The sequence below is a fragment of the Tepidimonas thermarum genome, assembly GCF_007556705.1.
Taxonomy (GTDB): domain Bacteria; phylum Pseudomonadota; class Gammaproteobacteria; order Burkholderiales; family Burkholderiaceae_C; genus Tepidimonas; species Tepidimonas thermarum.
On record NZ_VJOL01000007.1, the window covers coordinates 39,365 to 55,889 of the forward strand.

A 16,525-nucleotide genomic window follows, 5' to 3' on the forward strand; every position below is an offset into this window, starting at 1 on the left:
ATGTCCCGTCCCACCACCGGGGGCTTTGTCAAAACGCCGGGCTGGCTCGATTGGTACGACGGCCCGAGCCGCCCGCAGCTGGCGCTGCCTGCGGGCGCCGTGGATGCGCACTGCCACGTCTTTGGCCCGGGCGAGCGCTTCCCCTACGCGCCGCAGCGCAAATACACCCCCTGCGACGCCAGCAAAGAACAGCTGTTCGCGCTGCGCGACCATCTGGGCTTTGCGCGCAACGTCATCGTGCAGGCCACCTGCCACGGCGCCGACAACCGCGCGCTCATCGACGCCTGCCAGGCCAGCGGCGGGCGCGCGCGTGGCGTGGCCACCGTGCAGCGCAGCGTCACCGACGCCGAGCTGCTGGCACTGCACGACAGCGGCGTGCGCGGCGTGCGCTTCAATTTCGTCAAGCGGCTGGTGGACTTCACCCCCAAGGACGAGCTGCTGGACATCGCCCAGCGCATCGCCCCGCTGGGTTGGCACGTGGTGGTGTACTTCGAGGCGCAGGACCTGCCGGAGCTGTGGGACTTTTTCACCGCGCTGCCCACCACCGTCGTCGTCGACCACATGGGCCGCCCGGACGTGCGCAAGCCGCTGGATGGCCCCGAGTTTGGCCTGTTCGTGCGGCTGCTGCGCGAGCACCCCAACATCTGGACCAAGGTCAGCTGCCCAGAGCGGCTGTCGGTGTCCGGCCCGCCGGCGCTGCCGGGCCGCTGCGGGCCTGAGCAGCCGCCGTACGCCGACGTCATCCCGTTTGCGCGTCACCTCGTGCAAACCTTCCCCGACCGCGTGCTGTGGGGCACCGACTGGCCGCATCCCAACCTCAAGGACCACATGCCCGACGACGGGCTGCTGGTGGACTTCATCCCGCACATCGCGCCGACGCCCGAGCTGCAGCGCAAGCTGCTGGTGGACAACCCGATGCGCCTGTATTGGCCCGAGGAGTGGAAGGGAGACTGACATGCCCCTGGACAAACCCTACGCCGACATTCCCGGCACGACCATATTCGACGCCGATCAGTCCCGCAAGGGCTACTGGCTCAATCAGTTTTGCATGAGCCTCATGAAGGCCGACAACCGCGCCCGCTACCTGGCCAACCGCCGCGCCTACCTGGACGAGTGGCCGATGAGCGAGGAGCAAAAGCAAGCCGTGCTCGAAGGCGACCTCAACCGCTGCATCCAGTTGGGTGGCAACATTTATTTCCTGGCCAAGCTCGGCGCCACGCATGGCAAGAGTTTTCAGCAGATGGCTGGCTCCATGACCGGCATGACCGAAAACGAATACCGCGCCATGATGCTGGCCGGTGGCCGGCGCATCGAAGGCAACCGCTACCTGGGCGAAGACGGCGACGCGCAGCCGCACCGCCAGCCCCAGGGCAGCGGCACCGGCAAACTGCTTTGAAAGGCCCTCCATGGCACGCATCACCGCCTCTGTGTACACCAGCCACGTGCCCGCCATTGGCGCGGCACTGGACCATGGCAAAGCCCACGAACCCTATTGGCAGCCGGTGTTTGCCGGCTACGAATATTCCAAGCAGTGGTTGCGCGAGCACATGCCGGATGTGGTGTTTCTCGTCTACAACGACCACGCCACGGCCTTCAGCCTGGAGCTCATTCCCACGTTTGCGCTGGGCACGGGCGCGCAGTTTCCGATCGCCGATGAGGGCTGGGGCCCGCGTCCGGTGCCAAGCGTCATCGGTCACCCGGAGTTGGCCAGCCACATCGCGCAAAGCGTCATCCAGGACGACTTCGACCTGACGTTGGTCAACCGCATGGAGGTCGACCACGGCCTGACGGTGCCGCTGTCGCTGATGTGTGGTCAGCCCGAGGCGTGGCCATTCAAGGTCATTCCGTTTGCCGTCAACGTGGTGCAGTATCCCGTGCCGTCGGGGCGGCGCTGTTTCCAGCTGGGGCAGGCCATTCGCCGGGCCATCGAGTCGTACGACGAGCCGTTGAACGTGCAGATCTGGGGCACCGGTGGCATGAGCCACCAGCTGCAGGGGCCGCGCGCCGGGCTCATCAACGCCGAGTGGGACAACCGGTTTCTGGACCGCCTCATCGAGGACCCGGCGGGCTTGAGCCACGTGCCCCACATCGAGTACGTGCGCGAGGCGGGCAGCGAGGGCATCGAGCTGGTGATGTGGCTGATCGCGCGCGGCGCGATGGCCGACGTGGCCGGGGGGCCCAAGCCGCGCGTGGCGCACCGTTTCTACCACGTGCCCGCGAGCAACACCGCCGTGGGCCATCTGATTTTGGAGAATGCCGCATGACCATCCAAGTCGCGCTGGCCGGGCCGGGTGCCTTCGGCCAAAAACACCTCGACGCCATCCGCCAGATTCCGGATGTCAAGGTCGTCTCGCTCATTGGCCGTGAACCGGCCAAAACCCAGGAGGTCGCCGAAAAATACGGCGTGCCCCACACCACCACCGAGCTCGCCGACGCGCTGGCGATGCGGGAGGTGGATGCCGTCATCCTGTGCACGCCCACGCAACTGCACGCCACGCAGGCCCTGGCGTGTCTGGAGGCGGGCAAACACGTGCAGGTGGAAATCCCCCTGTGCGACGTGCTGCGCGAGGGCGAGGCGGTGGCGCAGCGCCAGCGCGAGACGGGCATGGTGGCCATGTGCGGCCACACGCGGCGCTTCAATCCCAGCCACCAATGGGTGCGTCGGCGCATCCTGGCCGGTGAATACACCATCCAGCAGATGGATGTGCAGACCTACTTTTTCCGCCGCACCAACATGAACGCGCTGGGGCAGCCGCGCAGCTGGACCGACCACCTGCTGTGGCACCACGCGGCGCACACGGTGGACCTGTTTGCCTACCAAGCGCGCAGCCCCATCGTGCAGGCGCATGCCATCCAGGGTCCTTACCACCCCGAGCTCAAGATCGCGATGGACATGAGCATCCAGCTCAAGGCCGCCAACGGCGCCATTTGCACGCTGTCGTTGTCGTTCAACAACGACGGCCCGCTGGGGACGTTTTTCCGCTACATCGGGGACACCGGCACCTACATCGCCCGCTACGACGATCTGGTGCAAAGCCACAGCAAGGGCCCCGAGACGCCGATCGACGTCTCGGGCGTGGATGTGTCCCTCAACGGTATCGAGCTGCAGGACCGCGAATTTTTCGCCGCCATCCGTGAGGGGCGCGAGCCCAACGCCAGCGTTGCCCAGGTGCTGCCGTGCTACCAGGTGCTGCACCAGCTGGAGCAGCAATTGCTGGCCGACAACGGCCCGGCGCCGCGCTGATCCGGGCGTAGCCGGCATGATCGGCAGTTCTGTGGGGGAGCAGACTGCTCCCGCCCTCCTAGCGCCGCCCACGCCGTGGCCGACGCGGCGCCTGGGGCCGTTCGAGGTCTCGGCCTTCGGCCTGGGCTGCATGAACATTGGCCACGCCTACGGCGAGCCGGTGCCGCAGGCCGATGCCGCGCGGCTGCTGCTGAACGCGCTGGACGCCATCTTCGCCCCGAAGGCCGTCAGCGGCGCGCGCTACAACACCCAGGGCGAAGACGAGGTGGACACCGAGCGTTTCTGACACCCCCCCAGGCGGCTGCCGTGTACCGCATCGGGGCCCGATCCGTGGAGACCGCAAGTCCATGAACCCACACACCCCTGCGCCGCGTCCCATCCCGGGCACGCAACCCTTCGACGGTGCGCTGGCACAGCGCGGTTATGCGCTCAACAAAATGTGCTACTCCTTCAACGAGGCCGCCAACCGCGAGGCCTTCCGCGCCGATCCCGAGGCCTACATGGCGCGCTACGGCCTGACCGAGGCGCAAAAGGCTGCCGTGCGCAGCGGCCAGGTGCTGGCGATGTTGGCCGAAGGGGGCAACGCCTACTACCTGGCCAAGCTGGCGGGTATTTTCGGCTGGGATATGCAAGACATCGGCGCGCAGCAGACCGGCATGAGCAAAGCCGAGTTCCAGGCCAAGCTGGTGGCCGCCAACCAGCAGTGTTGAGGCCCACCGCCCCAGGAGACGTTCCCATGGCCCAGATCATCGGTGGCCTGGCCACCTCGCACATCCCCGCGATCGGCAACGCAATTGCGAAAGGCAAACAGCAAGAGCCTTACTGGAAGCCGTTCTTCGACGGCTTTCCCCCCATCCACGCCTGGCTGCGGCAGGTGCAGCCCGAGGTCGTCGTCGTGTTCTACAACGACCATGGGCTGAACTTCTTCCTCGACAAGCTACCGGCCTTTGCCATCGGGGCCGCCGCCGAGTACCACCATGCCGACGAGGGCTGGGGCATTCCGACCACCGCCCCGCTGGCGGGTTGCCCGGAGCTGTCGTGGCACCTGGTCGAGCAGCTTACCGCGGCGGAATTCGACCTCACGGTCTGCCAGGAGATGCGGGTGGACCATGCCTGCACGATTCCGTTCCAACTGTTCTGGCCCGACCAACACCCCGCACCGGTGCGCATCGTGCCCATCCACATCAACACGGTGCAGTTTCCCCTGCCCAGCGCCCAGCGTGTCTATGCGCTGGGCCGCGCGGTAGGGCGTGCCGTCGGGTGCTGGGCGGATGCGCGTCGCGTCGTCGTCATGGGCAGCGGCGGCTTGAGCCATCAGCTCGAGGGCGAGCGGGCGGGCTTCATCAACAAGCGCTTTGACCTGCAGTTTTTGCAGAGCATGGAAACCAACCCCCAGTGGGCGACCCAGTACAGCGACCGCGAGCTGGTGGAACGGGCCGGCACCCAGGGGGTGGAGCTGCTGATGTGGCTCGCCATGCGCGCCGCACTCACCGAGGCCGGCAGCGGCGTGCGGCTGGTCCACCGCCATTACCACATCCCCATCTCGAACACCGCCACCGGCGTCATCGCGCTGGAAGCCGTGCCGTGAGCGGGGCACCCAGCGCCGGCGCATGCGCCGCAGCCGAGTAGGGGGCAGCCGCCCATTCGAACACGGCCACCGCCTGCTGCAGCCGCTGCGCCTGCTCGCGCAAGGCCTCGGCCGCCGCGGCCGACTGTTCCACCAGCGCCGCGTTTTGCTGCGTGCTCTGGTCGAGCAAGCCCATCGCGGCGTTGACCTGGCCGATGCCCTCGCTTTGCTCGTGCGCGGTGTGGGTGATGGCGCCGATCGTGTCCGCCACGCGCTGGATGGCGCGCACGATGTCGTCCATGGTCTGGCCAGCCTGCTGCACCTGCGTGCTGCCGGCCTGCACCTTGGCCACGCTGGTCTCGATCAGCGCTTTGATCTCGCGTGCGGCCTGCGCGCTGCGCTGGGCCAGGGCGCGCACCTCCCCTGCCACCACGGCAAAGCCACGGCCGGCCTCGCCGGCGCGCGCGGCCTCCACCGCGGCGTTGAGGGCCAGGATGTTGGTCTGAAAGGCGATGCCGTCGATGACGCTGATGATGTCGGCAATTTTTTGGCTGCTGGCCTGGATGTCGGCCATGGTGCTGACCACCTGCGCCACCGTCTCGCCGCCGCGGCGCGTGGTGTCGGCCGCCTGTGCGGCCAACTCGTTGGCGCTGCGTGCCGCGTCCGCGCTGTGGCGCACGCTCTCGGTCAAGTGCTGCAGGCTGGCCCCGGTTTGCTCCAGGCTGGCCGCCGCGCTTTCGGTACGGCGGCTCAGGTCCTGCGTGCCACCGGCGATTTCGGCGGCGGCGGTTTCGATCTGCTGCACCGCGGCGCGAATGCCCGCAACCGCCGTGGCGATGCGGCCGATGACGGCTTTGAGGCGCTGCGCCAGCGGCGTCGAGGCGCGCAGATGGCCCACGTCCAACACCACCCGTTCATCGCGGGACAGGCTGTCGGCCAGCGCGGCGACCTCGGCGTTGTCGCGCACCAGGCGCGCCAGCCACACGATCAGCGCCACCTCGAAGGCGGTCTGCACGATGACATAAGCCGCGTGCAGGATGATGACGGGGAAATTGGGCTCGCTCAGGCAATACAGGCCCCAGCCGGCCGCCTGCAGGCGGTCAAACGACACGTGATGCACCGCGAACAGCGCCGCCGACCACACCACCGGGCGCCAATCCAGATAGGTCATGAGCAGCGCCAGCGTGACGAACACGCCAAAGTGGAACTCGACCATGCCGGCCGAGACCTGGATGTGCAGCATCACCAACGTGGACAGCGAGGTGGCCAGCAGCAGCCGGCCGGCCAGCGTGCCGCGCCACGCCGCAAAGCCGATCACCCCCGGCAGCGACAACCCAACCAGCCACGCCAGCTCCGCCCCCAGGCCCAAGCCCGGTCGCTGCATCAACAGCACGATGGGCACCGACGCGATGGCGTACAGCGCCAGCGCGGCGAGCATCGCGGCGTCGGCGCGTCGGTAGATCGGCTGCAGGGGATCGTGTGGCGATGGGGTGGACATCGGGCCTCTCCAGGAAACAAAAAAGGGTGCACCTCTGCGGTACACCCTCCCTCAAGACGTCGGATTGTGGTTGTCGGTGTTGCAGATTATGGCGCGTACGCCGCCTGCCATCACAGGTTGTCCAGGAAGCTGCGCAGCTTTTCCGAGCGGCTCGGGTGCTTGAGCTTGCGGATCGCCTTGGCCTCGATCTGCCGGATGCGCTCGCGCGTGACGTCGAACTGCTTGCCCACTTCCTCCAGCGTGTGGTCGGTGGACATTTCGATGCCGTAGCGCATCCGCAGCACCTTGGCTTCGCGCGGCGTCAGGGTGTCCAAAATCTCCTTGACCACCTCGCGCAAGCCGGCTTGCATGGCCGCGTCCACCGGCGCGACGTTGCTGGTGTCCTCGATGAAGTCGCCCAGGTGGCTGTCGTCGTCGTCGCCGATGGGGGTTTCCATCGAGATCGGCTCCTTGGCGATCTTCATGATCTTGCGGATCTTGTCCTCCGGCATGTCCATCTTCTCGGCCAGGATGGAGGCGTCCGGCTCGACCCCGAACTCCTGCAGGTGCTGGCGCGAAATGCGGTTCATTTTGTTGATGGTCTCGATCATGTGCACCGGGATGCGGATGGTGCGGGCCTGGTCGGCGATCGAGCGCGTGATGGCCTGGCGGATCCACCAGGTGGCGTAGGTCGAAAACTTGTAGCCGCGCCGGTACTCGAACTTGTCCACCGCTTTCATCAGGCCGATGTTGCCCTCCTGGATCAGGTCGAGGAACTGCAGGCCGCGGTTGGTGTACTTCTTGGCGATCGAGATCACCAGGCGCAGGTTGGCCTCGATCATCTCGCGCTTGGCGTCGCGCGAGGTGGCTTCACCCTCGTTCATGCGCTTGTGGATGGCCTTGAGCTGCTCCAGCGGCACCACCACCTGCGCCTGCAGGTCGATGAGGCGCTGCTGCAGCTCCTGGATGGCCGGGACGTTGCGCCCGAGCACCGCGCTCCACGGTTTGCCGGCGGCGGCCTGCCGCTCCACCCACTGCAGGTTGAGCAGGTTGGGCGGAAACTCGGCGATGAACTTCTCCTGCGGCATGCCGCACTTGTCGACGATGATGCGGCGCAGCTCGCGCTCGATCTTGCGCACCGTCTCCACCTGTTGGCGCACCTTGTCGCACAGCGTCTCGATGGCTTTGGCGGTGAAACGGATGGTCATCAGCGTTTCGGTGATGCGCGCCTGCACCGCCTGGTAGCGCGGCGTGCCCCAGCCTTCGGCCTCGTAGACCTGGCGCAGCTCGTCGAAGAGTGCGCGGATCGTGTCGAATCGCGCCAGCGCCTCGCGCTTGAGCTCCTCCATCTTGCGCGTCAGCGCCTTGGAGCCGCCCTTGCCGTCGTCGTCCTCGTAGTCGTCGAAGTCCTCTTCGGCCACGTAGTCGTCGGCCTCGTCGGCGTCGGCAAAACCGTCCACGACCGTGGAGATGATGACCTTGCCCTCGCGGATCTCATCGGCCATGGTCAGGATGTCGTGGATGATCGCCGGCGACTCCGAAATCGCCGCCATCATCTCGTGCAGACCGCTTTCGATGCGCTTGGCGATTTCGATTTCACCCTCGCGCGTGAGCAGCTCGACCGTGCCCATTTCGCGCATGTACATGCGCACCGGGTCGGTGGTGCGGCCAAATTCGCTGTCCACCGTGGACAGGGCGGCCTCGGCTTCTTCCTCGGCTTCCTCCTCGGTGGTGACCGCGGTGGGGGCGCCGGTCAGCAGCAGGGTTTCGGCGTCCGGTGTTTGTTCGTAGACCGCCACCCCCATGTCGTTGAGCAGCGAGACCACGACCTCCAGCGTCTCTTGCTCGACCAGTTTGTCCGGCAGGTGGTCGTTGATCTCGGCATGGGTCAGGTAGCCACGCGTCTTGCCGAGCTTGATGAGCTGCTTGAGCTTTTCGCGGCGCAGCTTGGCTTCTTCCTCGGTCAACACGGTGTCATCCAGGCCGAACTCCTTCATCAGGGCGCGTTCTTTGGCCTTGGACAGCTTCATGCGCAGCGGCTTGGCCTTTTCGGCCGGCTCGGCACCGCCTTCCAGGTCGGCGCCATCGTCGGCCACCGCCTCGACGTCGTCGTCGATCAGATCGTCGTCCAGGTCACCGAGGTCGGCGTCGTCAAAGACTTCGTCGTCGCTCTTCGAGGCGGCTTTGCGGCCGCGCTTGGCGCCCCCTTTGGCGCCCGATTTCGCGCCCGATTTGGCGCTGCTCTTGGTGGCGCCAGCGGCCTGGGTGCCGGAGGCGCTGGACTTTTTGGTGGATTTGCGGGCGGGCTTGGCCGCGTCGGCGGGCGCCTCAGCCGCCGCCTGCGGCGCGGTTGTGGTCGTTTCGGCGTCGGCGGGGGTGGCGCTGCTGGCGCGCTTGCGCGGCGTGGTCGCCGGCGCGGTGGGCACGGATTCGACGGTTTCGGCAGGGGTGACGGACTTCTTCGAACGAGTGCTCATGGCAAACGCTTTCTGCCCGACGCAGGGCGGGTTCTGGAGAGGACAGGGATGTGGGGGCGGCACGCCGCATTCGCAAGCCGGGTGGGCGAACATTGGGTGTGCAGTCCTTGCGGGGCGGACGCCGTGTGGCGTCCTGGCCGTGGGGGTGTCGTCCCGCGCGCCCGCTGGGGTTGCTGGCAAAGGGTGTCTGCGTCGTCTTCACCCGTGACCTGCGTGGTAACCCGCGCGGCAATTTGCGTAGCTATACGGCCCTGTCCGGAAGGTGCTGCTGTCGCACTTGCGAAACGCTCCATTATACCGGCTCATCCTCGTTTTGCAAACGACGCCGCTCGTGCACCACGTCGCGGTAGCGCGCCAGCGCGGCGGGGTCGGTGGCGGCGCGGCCAATCAGGTCGGTTTCCAGTTGCTTGAGGGCTTCGATGCGCATGCGGCGCAGCAGTTCGCGCAGCTCGCGCCGCAGCTCCTCGTGGTCGGCCGACGCCACCTCGGGGGCGTTGGCGTCCACGCGCTCCAGCCCCAACCCGCTGTCGTGCAGCGCCAGCGCCAACGCTTCGAAGGGCTGGCCGCGCAGCGCCTCGCGCAGCGCGGCCCAGGGCTGCGCGCCGTGTTCCAGCCACTGTCCCTCGAGCCACGCAAACAGGGGGCCGTGCGGCGGCGGTTCGGCCGCCAGCAAAGCGTGGTCGTCGGCGGTCAGCCAATCCCAGGCCTGCGGCGTGGTCAGCACGATGCGCGCGATGCGGTCGGCGCGGCCCAGCAGCCCACGCGCCGCACGCCGCGCCTGCAGGGTGGCGGCATCGGCGCGCGCGGGCCAGCGCCCGCGGGGTGGCGCGGCGGCAGGCACCTCCGCCGTGGCTGCGGTGGCGGCCCCCGGGGCGATCGCGTCGGCATGGGCCCGGTGCGTGGGTGGTGCCGTGGCCGCCGGCGCAGAGCGCGCCGAGCGCGCCGAACGCGCCGAAGGCGCCGCGGCGCGCCCGCTGCGGGCATCGGTGTGCCACAGCTGTTGCAGGTCGCGCACCTCCAGCGCCGCGAGCTCGGCCAGCTCGTGCAGCAACTGGCGTTTGAGCGCTCCGTCGGGCAGCGCCTGCCACAGCGGCTGGGCCTGGGCGGTGGCGCGCGCGCGGCCTTCGGCCGTGGCCAGGTCGCAGCCCTCGGCCGCCACCTCGAGCACGAAGCGGCTCAGCGGCGTGGCCTGCGCCAGCGCCGCGGCAAACGCCTCGGCACCGTGGGCGCGGATGTAGCTGTCGGGGTCGTGCTCCGGCGGCAACAACAAAAAGCGAAAGCGCCGCGTGTCGGTGGCCCAGGGCAGCGCGGCGGCCAAGGCCCGCTGCGCCGCGCGCCGGCCGGCGGCGTCGCCGTCGAAGGCAAACACCACATCGTCGGTAAAGCGCAGCAGCTTGCGCACATGGTCGGGCGTGCAGGCGGTGCCCAGCGTCGCCACGGCATGGCCCAACCCCCATTGGGCCAGCGCCACCACGTCCATGTAACCTTCCACCACCAGGGCGCAGCCAGCCTGGCGGATGGCGCTGCGCGCCTCGTACAGGCCATAGAGCTCCTCACCCTTGTGAAACAGCGCCGTCTCGGGCGAGTTGAGGTACTTGGGTTCGCCGCCGTCGATGACGCGCCCGCCAAAGCCGATCACCTCGCCCTTGACGTTGCGGATTGGAAACATGATGCGGTCGCGAAAGCGGTCGTGGCGCCGCTGGCTGGCGGCACCGTCGGCGGTGTCCTCGTCGCTGGCCACCACCAGGCCGGCCTCCACCAGGCGCGCATCCTGGTAGTCCGGAAAAACGGTGGACAAAAAGCGCCAGCCCGGCGGTGCGTAGCCCAGGCCGAAGGTTTTGGCGATCTGGCCGGTCAGGCCGCGGCCTTTGAGGTAGTCGATGGCGCGCGGCGCCGCCTTGAGCTGGGCACGGTAAGCCTGCGCGGCGCGCGCCAGCACGTCGGTCAAGCTGGCCTGCTGCTGGCGTTGCGCGGCCTCGCGCGCCCGCTCGGCGGGGGAGCGCTCGTCTTCGGGCACCGTCAGGCCCAGCTGGGCCGCCAGATCGTGCACCGCCTCGCGAAAACCCGCGCCGGTGTGCGCCATCAAAAAATCGATCGCATTGCCGTGCGCGCCGCAGCCAAAGCAGTGGTAGAACTGCTTGGCCGGGCTGACGGTGAAGGAAGGCGACTTTTCGGCGTGAAACGGGCACAGACCCAGGTAGTTGGCCCCGCTTTTGCGCAACGCCACGTGGCGGCCGATGACTTCGACCAGATCGGCGCGCGCCAGCAACTCCTGCAAAAAGGCGGATGGGATGCTCACGCGCGCATTGTCGGGCATCGCGCGCGCTTTGGCAGCGTCCGCCCCCGGGCACGCGCCGGGGTGGCCTTACGCCGGTGCCGCGGGCTGCGCGCGCAGCTGGGTTTCGAATTGCTCGATCGGCATCGGCCGCCCAAAGCGGTAGCCCTGCAGCAGGTGGCAGCCGTGCGCGAGCAGGTAATCTTCTTGCTGCGCGGTCTCCACCCCCTCGGCCAGCACCTGCATGCGCAGCTTGCGGCCCAGGGCGATGATGGTGGTGACGATGGCCTCGTCTTGGCGGTTGGGCTGTTGCAGCCGGGCCACGAAGCGCTGGTCGATCTTGATGACGTCAAAGGGCAGCTCGGCCAGGTAGGCCAGCGACGAGTAGCCGGTGCCAAAGTCATCCAGCGCCAGCGACACGCCCAGGGCATCGAGCGTGCGCAGGGTGTCCCGGGCCGCGTCCAGGTCGTGCAAAAACACCGATTCGGTGATTTCCAGTTCCAGCAACCGGGGATCGACGCCGTGCTGGGCCAGCAACTGCTGAATGCGCGTGCCAAACCCCGGGTCACGGAACTGGGCCGGGCTGACGTTGATCGCCAGCCGGCGGCCGGCCAAGGCCGGGTCGCGCTGCCAGCCCGCCAGCAGGGCCAGCGCCTGCGACAGCACCCAGTCGCCCAGCGGCACGATGAGGCCGGTTTCCTCCGCCAGCGGGATGAACTGGCCGGGCGGCACCAGCGTGCCGTCCGGGCGCAGCCAGCGCACCAGCGCCTCGGCCCCCACCGTGTTGCCACGCCCATCGATTTGCGGCTGCAGGTACAGGCGCAGCTCGCCGCTCTCGATGGCCTGGGCAAGCTCGCGCTGCAGCCGGTGGCGGGCATGGATGGAGGCTTCCATCTCGGGGTCGAAGAACGCCACGCCGTCGCGCCCGGCCTGCTTGACGCTGTACATGGCCAGGTCGGCGGCTTTGAGCAATTCGGTGGCGTCGGCCGGGCTGCTGTCGTCGCCGTAGAGCGCGATGCCGATGCTGGGCGTCAGCGCCATCGACTGGGTTTTGTACGTCATGGGCTGGCGCAGGGCGTCGGCGATTTTGTCGGCCACCGTGCGCGCGGCCAGGGCGGCGTCATCGCGCCGCGCATGGGTGGCGGGTAGCAGCACCAAAAATTCGTCGCCGCCCAGCCGGCCCGGCGTGTCCTGCTCGCGCAGCGTGGCGCGCAGCCGCTCGCCCACGGTGCGCAGCACCGCGTCGCCAGCGTCGTGTCCGTGCGTGTCGTTGATGGCCTTGAAGTGGTCGAGGTCGATGAACAACACGGCGCCCCAGCGCGCGTCGCGGCGCGCCAAGCGCAGCGCCTGCTGCAGGCGATCGAGCATCAGGCGGCGGTTGGCCAGGCCGGTGAGCGGGTCGAAGAAGGCCAGGCTCTCGATTTGCGCCTCGGCCTCCTTGCGCCAGGTCATGTCGGTGAAGATCGCCACGTAGTGGCGCACCTTGCCCACGGCATCCGTGACCGCGCTGATGGCCAGCCATTCGGCATACAGCTTCCCGTCCTTGCGCCGGTTCCAGATTTCGCCCTCCCAGCGGCCGTCGCGCAGGAGCTGGTCCCACATGGCGCGGTAGAACTCGCGATCGTGACGGCCGGAATGCAGCAGTTGCCCCGGGGTGCGCCCCACGGCCTCGTCCGCGGTGTAGCCCGTGATGGCCTGGAAGGCGCGGTTGACGCGCACGATGCGTCCGGCCGCGTCGGTGATGACGACGCCTAGGCCGCTGTCGAAGGTCTTGGCCAGGATTTCCAGCTCGTCGAGCAGGGCGGATTTGTCGCGCAGCGTTTGGCGCAAGCGCCGGCGTTGGCTGGCCAACAGCAGCACCAGCCCCAGCAGGGCGGCCGCGCCCGCGCTGGCCAGGGTAAGGGGACGGGCGTTGCGCTGCACCGTTTCCTGCCAGGTGAGCTGCGGCACGCCAAACGGGGGCGCGCGCAAGGTGCGCAGCAGTTGCTCCACGGCGGTGTAGTTGGCTGGGGGGGCGAAGCCCGCCAACACGTGGCTGTGCAATTCGGGGGCGTCGCGCGTGTTGAGCAGGGCCAAGACGAGCCACCGTCCGGTGTCTTCGTCCAGGTGCGGCAGCGTGGCCACCGGCCATTCGGGGTAGAGGGGGGTGCTCACCGCCACCGGGTAACCCGGCAAATCCTGCCGCTGCAACACACGCACATGCCCGGGCGGGATGCGGCCTTCGGCCTGCATCGACTCCAGCACGCCGTCGCGCACGAACGCCGCGTCCACCCGCCCGTCGAGCAGGGCCTGCACCACCGCATCGTGGGGCATGCCCAGCGCAACCCAGGCGATGCGGCGCAGGTCCACGCCGCGGCGGTGCAGCTCGTAGCGCTGGAGGTTGTAGCCGCCGAGCGATTCCATGTGCACGATGCCGATGCGCTGGCCGGCCAAGTCCTCCCAGCGCTGCAGCGGGCTGTCGGCGCGCACGAGGACGGTGCCGCCGAAGGCGCGCGTCTCGATGCCATGGCGGCGGCGCACCAGGGTGGCCAGCGGCGGGCTCAGGCCGTCGGTGGCCTGCAGCATGACGTAGTGCGCGGGGTTGGTGATCACGGCATCCACGGCGCGCGTGCGCACCGCTGCGTCGAGCGCGTCGTAGGGCGGCAGCAGCAGTGGCTCGATCGGGTGCTGCGCGCCCAGCCGTTGCTGCAGGGCTTGCAGCACGGGTTGCCAGTCGCGCTGCTCGATCTCGAGCGGGCGGTAGGCCAGGATGCCCAGGCGCAGCGTTGCGTGCTCGGCCCAAGCGGCGCCCCATCCCGCCACCAGCCACACCACCAGCCAGCCCCGCCACCAGCGGGCCCAGCCACTGCGGGCACCCGGGCGTGTGGGTCGGGCCGCGCTCATTGGGGCTCCTCCACGGGCAAGGCCAGCGCCGACACCAGGTCGTCGGGCACGTCGGCCTGCGGCACCATCCCTTGGTGGTGCATGAACCGGGCCAGGGCGCGCGCGGCGTGCAGCAGGGGTGGCGGATCGCCCAGCAACCAGCGGCGGTTGTCGGCCCAGTTGGCCAGGCGCAAGCCGTTGAAGACGTGCAAGGTGTGCGCAGGCGGCAGGTCCAGCCACGGCGCCAGTCGGTAAACCGCGTCGCCGGGCAGGCTCAGCAGATGGTGCCGTCCGGCCAGCACCTGCCGCACCAGGGTGCGCAGGGGGCCACGGCGCTCGCGCAGGGCGCGCGCGTGCACGGCCAGCACGTCCGCAATGGGCCGCTCCGCAGGCAGCTCACGGCTGTCGAAAACCCGCTGCGCGCCTTGGGCGATCAGCCGCGATGCCAATGGCTCAAAGGTCACCAGCAGGTCCACCGCACCGGCACGCCAGGCGCGCTCGTGCTGGTCGAAGGGCACATGGACCTGCTGCACGGCATCCAGTGTCAGACCTGCGCGCTCCAGCCAGCTGACCAGCATCAGCTCGCCGACGGCACCGTTTTCGTGGCCCACGCGGGCCCCCGGCCAGCGCGCCGGTGCGTCAAACCCGGGGCGTGCCAGCACCACGTCCGCCCCGTGCGAGAGGTCGAACAGCCCGACGATGCGCAGCGGCACGCCGTTGGCGTTGGCGCTGAGCACCTCGTCGAGCGTGAGGCCGGCGGCTTGGGCTTGGCCGTCGCGCAACGCCTGCAGCGAGGCGCTGGCCGAACCCGTGGGCAGGGCACGCAGCGGCTCACCCTCCCACCATCCCAGGCTGTCGGCCAGCCGCAGCGCCGCGTAGCCCGGCCACGGGTGGTAGGCCACGGTCAGCGGCGCATCGGGCGCGCAGCCCGCCAGCCAGGGGGCGGCGAAGGTGGCCGCGGCCGTCGCGCCGCAGCGCAGAAGGCGCCGCCGATCCGCTCTCATCCCGCCATCACCCGGTTTTTGCCAGCGCGCTTGGCGCGGTACATGGCCGCGTCGGCGCGGGCGATGGCCGCGTCCACCGGCTCGTCGTGTTGCAGCTCGGTCACGCCGGCGCTGAAGGTGATCAGCACCTTTTGTTCGCCCTGCAAAAACAGGTGGGCGCTGAGGTCGCGCTGCAGGCGCTGCACCACGCCGCACGCCTCCTCGGGCGTGGTGTCGGGCAGCACGATGATGAATTCCTCGCCGCCGTAGCGGCCGATGGTGTCCTGCGGGCGCAGGCTGCGGCGCGCGACATCGGCCAGGTGCTTGAGCGCCGCGTCGCCGGCCAAGTGGCCCAGCGTGTCGTTGAGGCGCTTGAAGTCGTCCACGTCCAGCAGCGCGATGCACACGCGCGTGCCGGTGCGCTCGGCGCGGCGGGTTTCGCGGTCGATGGCGCTGGCCAAGCCTTTGCGGTTGAGCACGCCGGTGAGCAGGTCGTGGGTCACCAGCTCGGCCATTTGGTCGAGCTCGGCGCGCAGGCGCTCGACCTCGGCTTCGGCGCGGTTGGCGCGGTCGCGCAGATCGGTCAGCTCGTCGGCAACGCGCTGGGTGTCGGCGGCAAAGGCGCGCGCGGTTTGGATCGCCTCTTGCACCACGGGGGCCATGTCGGCCAGGCTTTCGGCGCGCTCCAGGGCCTGCGCGCAGGCCTCGAATTCGGCGTGGTACTGGCCGATGCTGGCGGCGGTCTGGGCCAAGCGCTCCAGAAAGGTGGCCAGCGTCTGGCGCATGAGCTCCTGCGCGCGCACGGTTTGCTCGCGCGCCTCGGCCTGCTTGACGATGACGTCCTTGACGCGCGCTTGCAGGTCTTCCAGCCGGCGTTGCGACAGCGGCGGCTGCGCGGCTTGCACGAGGGCCTGCATCTGCTGGCGCAGCCAGGGGTTGTCCGGGCTGATGGCGTCGATGTGCTCAAAAACCTGGCGCAGCAGGCCCAGCAGCGCCTCGCGCACGCCGGTTTGCTCTTCCACGCCAAACGACAAGCGGTAGGCGTAGTCCGCCAACATGCGCCGCAGCGTCGGCGGGTGGTGCTCGGGCAGGCGCAGGTAGCGCACCAGCTCCTCGCCCATGTCGTGCAGGCGGCGGTCGTCGGCGGCCACCAGCGGCTGCGCAATGTCGATGATGCGCGCGGTTTGCTCGGCGATTTCCGGCGCGATGGGTGGCGCGTGCGCCGCATCGGGTGCGAACGCCGACGGCGCGAAGTCCGAGGGCCCGAAGCCGCTGGCGGCGGGGCCATCGGTGACGGGGCTGGCCGCCGGTGGGGTGGCGGGCGCAGCGGCGGCGGTCGGGGTGCTGGCAGGGGCGGGCGCCGCCGCCAGGTGCTGGGTGAGCACCTTTTCCAGGTCGTCCCAGGTGTGGCGGCTCACCGCCTTGTTGAACAGTGCCTTGAAGCGCACCTGCGCGGGCGTGCGCTCGGGCAGGGCCTGGGCGATCTGACGCAGCTGCGCCAGCGGGAACGGCTGCAACGGCCGGGTGCCCGCGACCTCGTGGTAGGCGGCCTGAAAATTGTCCGGCGTGGGCGGCAGCCGCCGTGCCGCGAGCAGGCGGACGGCTTCCCGGGCGATCTCTTTGGGGGTGGTGGCGCTCAT

Annotated in this window: 13 protein-coding genes; 7 read left to right on the forward strand and 6 right to left on the reverse strand. The window is 69.1% G+C overall.

All coding sequences use genetic code 11. The annotated features are described in order from the left end of the window. The 7 genes from Tther_RS03325 (at position 1) to Tther_RS03355 (ending at position 4,832) form a co-directional block, all read left to right on the forward strand. Entirely contained in the window at positions 1-954 is a 954-nt protein-coding gene (locus Tther_RS03325; protein WP_143900881.1) for an amidohydrolase family protein, read from the forward strand. A 1-nt stretch (position 955) separates the two neighbouring features. Continuing rightward, positions 956-1,396 (forward strand): protocatechuate 4,5-dioxygenase subunit alpha, encoded by a 441-nt coding sequence (gene ligA, locus Tther_RS03330; protein WP_143900883.1) that lies wholly within the window; start codon positions 956-958, stop codon positions 1,394-1,396. 10 nt (positions 1,397-1,406) lie between these two features. Beyond that, positions 1,407-2,264 (forward strand): class III extradiol dioxygenase subunit beta, encoded by an 858-nt coding sequence (locus tag Tther_RS03335; protein ID WP_143900885.1) that lies wholly within the window; start codon positions 1,407-1,409, stop codon positions 2,262-2,264. Next, on the forward strand, positions 2,261-3,244 hold the full coding sequence (locus tag Tther_RS03340) for a Gfo/Idh/MocA family oxidoreductase (RefSeq protein ID WP_143900887.1): 984 nt from the start codon (positions 2,261-2,263) through the stop codon (positions 3,242-3,244). The genes Tther_RS03335 and Tther_RS03340 overlap by 4 nt, the downstream gene beginning before the upstream one ends. Positions 3,245-3,260: 16 nt before the next feature. Then, positions 3,261-3,530, forward strand: coding sequence for a hypothetical protein (locus Tther_RS03345; protein ID WP_143900889.1), 270 nt, complete (start codon positions 3,261-3,263; stop codon positions 3,528-3,530). A 61-nt stretch (positions 3,531-3,591) separates the two neighbouring features. Continuing rightward, positions 3,592-3,954, forward strand: a complete 363-nt coding sequence (locus Tther_RS03350) for a protocatechuate 4,5-dioxygenase subunit alpha (RefSeq protein ID WP_143900891.1) — start codon at positions 3,592-3,594, stop codon at positions 3,952-3,954. 26 nt (positions 3,955-3,980) lie between these two features. Continuing rightward, complete coding sequence (locus Tther_RS03355; RefSeq protein ID WP_143900893.1) at positions 3,981-4,832, forward strand: class III extradiol dioxygenase family protein; 852 nt, start codon at positions 3,981-3,983, stop codon at positions 4,830-4,832. Here the strand turns inward: Tther_RS03355 and Tther_RS13625 are convergent. The 6 genes from Tther_RS13625 to Tther_RS03385 all read right to left on the reverse strand — a co-directional run bounded on the left by Tther_RS13625 (position 4,807) and on the right by Tther_RS03385 (position 16,525). Further along, complete coding sequence (locus Tther_RS13625; RefSeq protein WP_143900895.1) at positions 4,807-6,309, reverse strand: methyl-accepting chemotaxis protein; 1,503 nt, start codon at positions 6,307-6,309, stop codon at positions 4,807-4,809. The genes Tther_RS03355 and Tther_RS13625 overlap by 26 nt on opposite strands. A gap of 110 nt (positions 6,310-6,419) precedes the next feature. Then, entirely contained in the window at positions 6,420-8,765 is a 2,346-nt protein-coding gene (rpoD, locus tag Tther_RS03365; RefSeq protein WP_143900897.1) for an RNA polymerase sigma factor RpoD, read from the reverse strand. Positions 8,766-9,057: 292 nt separating this feature from the next. Continuing rightward, positions 9,058-11,064 (reverse strand): DNA primase, encoded by a 2,007-nt coding sequence (gene dnaG, locus Tther_RS03370; protein ID WP_143900899.1) that lies wholly within the window; start codon positions 11,062-11,064, stop codon positions 9,058-9,060. A 66-nt stretch (positions 11,065-11,130) separates the two neighbouring features. Then, on the reverse strand, positions 11,131-13,923 hold the full coding sequence (locus Tther_RS13630) for an EAL domain-containing protein (RefSeq protein WP_143900901.1): 2,793 nt from the start codon (positions 13,921-13,923) through the stop codon (positions 11,131-11,133). Continuing rightward, on the reverse strand, positions 13,920-14,906 hold the full coding sequence (locus Tther_RS03380; RefSeq protein ID WP_143900904.1) for an ABC transporter substrate-binding protein: 987 nt from the start codon (positions 14,904-14,906) through the stop codon (positions 13,920-13,922). The genes Tther_RS13630 and Tther_RS03380 overlap by 4 nt, the downstream gene beginning before the upstream one ends. After that, the gene (locus tag Tther_RS03385) at positions 14,903-16,525 is read right to left on the reverse strand and encodes a GGDEF domain-containing protein (RefSeq protein WP_143900906.1); all 1,623 of its coding nucleotides are present in this window, start codon (positions 16,523-16,525) and stop codon (positions 14,903-14,905) included. The genes Tther_RS03380 and Tther_RS03385 overlap by 4 nt, the downstream gene beginning before the upstream one ends.

Coding starts and splice junctions, on each gene's coding strand:
- Tther_RS03325 (WP_143900881.1), top strand. CDS start 1: ATGTCCCGTCCCACCACCGGGGGCTTTGTCAAAACGCCGGGCTGGCTC.
- ligA (WP_143900883.1), top strand. CDS start 956: ATGCCCCTGGACAAACCCTACGCCGACATTCCCGGCACGACCATATTC.
- Tther_RS03335 (WP_143900885.1), top strand. CDS start 1,407: ATGGCACGCATCACCGCCTCTGTGTACACCAGCCACGTGCCCGCCATT.
- Tther_RS03340 (WP_143900887.1), top strand. CDS start 2,261: ATGACCATCCAAGTCGCGCTGGCCGGGCCGGGTGCCTTCGGCCAAAAA.
- Tther_RS03345 (WP_143900889.1), top strand. CDS start 3,261: ATGATCGGCAGTTCTGTGGGGGAGCAGACTGCTCCCGCCCTCCTAGCG.
- Tther_RS03350 (WP_143900891.1), top strand. CDS start 3,592: ATGAACCCACACACCCCTGCGCCGCGTCCCATCCCGGGCACGCAACCC.
- Tther_RS03355 (WP_143900893.1), top strand. CDS start 3,981: ATGGCCCAGATCATCGGTGGCCTGGCCACCTCGCACATCCCCGCGATC.
- Tther_RS13625 (WP_143900895.1), bottom strand. CDS start 6,309: ATGTCCACCCCATCGCCACACGATCCCCTGCAGCCGATCTACCGACGC.
- rpoD (WP_143900897.1), bottom strand. CDS start 8,765: ATGAGCACTCGTTCGAAGAAGTCCGTCACCCCTGCCGAAACCGTCGAA.
- Tther_RS13630 (WP_143900901.1), bottom strand. CDS start 13,923: ATGAGCGCGGCCCGACCCACACGCCCGGGTGCCCGCAGTGGCTGGGCC.
- Tther_RS03380 (WP_143900904.1), bottom strand. CDS start 14,906: ATGAGAGCGGATCGGCGGCGCCTTCTGCGCTGCGGCGCGACGGCCGCG.
- Tther_RS03385 (WP_143900906.1), bottom strand. CDS start 16,525: ATGAGCGCCACCACCCCCAAAGAGATCGCCCGGGAAGCCGTCCGCCTG.